The organism is Actinotalea sp., assembly GCF_035443605.1.
Classification (GTDB): domain Bacteria; phylum Actinomycetota; class Actinomycetes; order Actinomycetales; family Cellulomonadaceae; genus Actinotalea.
In genome coordinates this window covers 1-1,614 of sequence record NZ_DAORSQ010000217.1, presented here as the reverse complement: position 1 = coordinate 1,614, position 1,614 = coordinate 1, and the positions used below count along the sequence as shown (strand labels likewise).

Here is a 1,614-nt window from a genome sequence, read left to right as displayed (position 1 = left end):
CGATGAGCTGCATGTCGGCGTACTCGATGCCGTTGTGCACCATCTTGACGAAGTGCCCGGCACCGTCGGGCCCCACGTGCGTGCAGCACGGCTCGCCGTCGACCTTCGCCGCGATGTCGCGCAGCATCGGTCCCAGCGTCGCGTAGGCCTGCGCCGAGCCACCCGGCATGATCGACGGCCCCAGCAGCGCGCCCTCCTCGCCGCCCGAGACGCCGCACCCCACGAAGTGCAGGCCCCGCTCGCGCAGCGCTGCCTCGCGCCGGATGGTGTCCGGGAAGTGGGCGTTGCCGGCGTCCACGACGATGTCGCCCGGCTCGAGCAGGCCGACCAGCTCGTCGATCACCGCGTCGGTCGGCCCGCCGGCCTTGACCATGACCACGACCGTGCGCGGCACGGCCAGCGATGCCACGAAGCCGGCCATCGACCCCGCGGGCACGAACGTCCCCTCGTCACCGTGGTCGGCGACGAGGGAAGCGGTCTTGGCGTACGACCGGTTGTGCACCGCCACCACGTACCCGTGCCGTGCCAGGTTGCGTGCCAGGTTGCGACCCATCACCGCCAGCCCCGTCACACCGATCTGCGCATTCCGGTCGGCACTGGTCATGGTGGTGGTCCTGTCTCTTCGGTGCTGTCCGGCCAGCGTAGTGCGGCCGTCCGGGGCACGTGCCGACGTGTCCGCGCGCCGATCCACGGGGACGTCGGACCCCGGCCGTACGCTCCAGGCGTGATCACAGCTGATGCGGAGGTTCCCGCACCGTTCGTGCAGGCGCTGCGCGCCCTGCGGGACCGGCGGCTGCGCGGCGAGGTGCGCCTCACCGAGGTCCCGGCCCCGGCGCGCATCGCCCCCTACTCCGTCGCACTGAGCGCCGAGGTCGTCGCGGGGGCCGGCGACCCGGACGAGGACGAGCTCGCCAGCGGCCGGTTCGTGCTGCTCCACGACCCGGCCGGCCAGGAGGCGTGGGACGGCACGTTCCGCGCCGTCACCCTGGTCCGCGCGACGCTCGAGCCCGACATGGGCGCCGACCCGCTGCTGTGCGAGGCCGCCTGGACCTGGGTGACCGACGCCCTCGCCGAGCTGCCCGTGGCGCACCGCGCACTGGGCGGCACCGTGACGCGGGTCGTCTCGCAGTCCTTCGGCACCCTCGCCGACCGGCCCTCCCAGGTCGAGGTCGAGATCCGGGCCTCGTGGACCGCCGAGGGAGACCTCGGCGAGCACCTCGCCGCCTGGGCCACGCTGCTGTGCACGGCGGCAGGGCTGCCGCCCGTCCCCGAGGGCGTGACGGCGCTCGGGCGACGTCGCTGACTTCTGCTCAAGAGCGACCGGTGGCGTGCCGATAGGGGTGGGGACAAGCCGCACGAGCCCTGCCCGCCTGGAGCCCCCCGTGACCGTCGAGCACGTCCGTACGACCCCGATGGTCCCCCCTGTGCAGCGCGCGCCGGTCCGGGCCGCGACCTACCCGCCCTCCCAGCGCTCCGCCCCGGCCGAGCACAACGCGATCTGCCTCATGCTCCCAGAGATCGGCGACGGGGACGCGACGGTGCTCGTCCGCAACCTGCGGCGCCGTGAGTCGACCCGCGCCGTGCTGCTCAGCCGCAAGGCGGGCCGCCGCGAGC

2 protein-coding genes and 1 pseudogene are annotated in these 1,614 nt (G+C 74.1%); 2 read left to right on the top strand and 1 reads right to left on the bottom strand.

The window, feature by feature from the left end; translation table 11 throughout:
- Positions 1-604, bottom strand: a 604-nt coding sequence (locus PKY62_RS13315; protein ID WP_324537740.1) for an NAD(P)-binding domain-containing protein, incomplete at its 3' end; no start/stop codon positions are given.
- A gap of 123 nt (positions 605-727) precedes the next feature.
- On the opposite strand from PKY62_RS13315, the gene PKY62_RS13310 reads away from it, so the two are divergent.
- Together PKY62_RS13310 and PKY62_RS13305 are read left to right on the top strand one after the other, a co-directional pair.
- A complete protein-coding gene (locus tag PKY62_RS13310; RefSeq protein WP_324537742.1) occupies positions 728-1,303 on the top strand; it encodes a DUF3000 domain-containing protein in 576 nt (191 codons plus the stop codon).
- Between the two features lie 79 nt (positions 1,304-1,382).
- Positions 1,383-1,614, top strand: a pseudogene (locus PKY62_RS13305) (hypothetical protein); the annotation flags it as partial.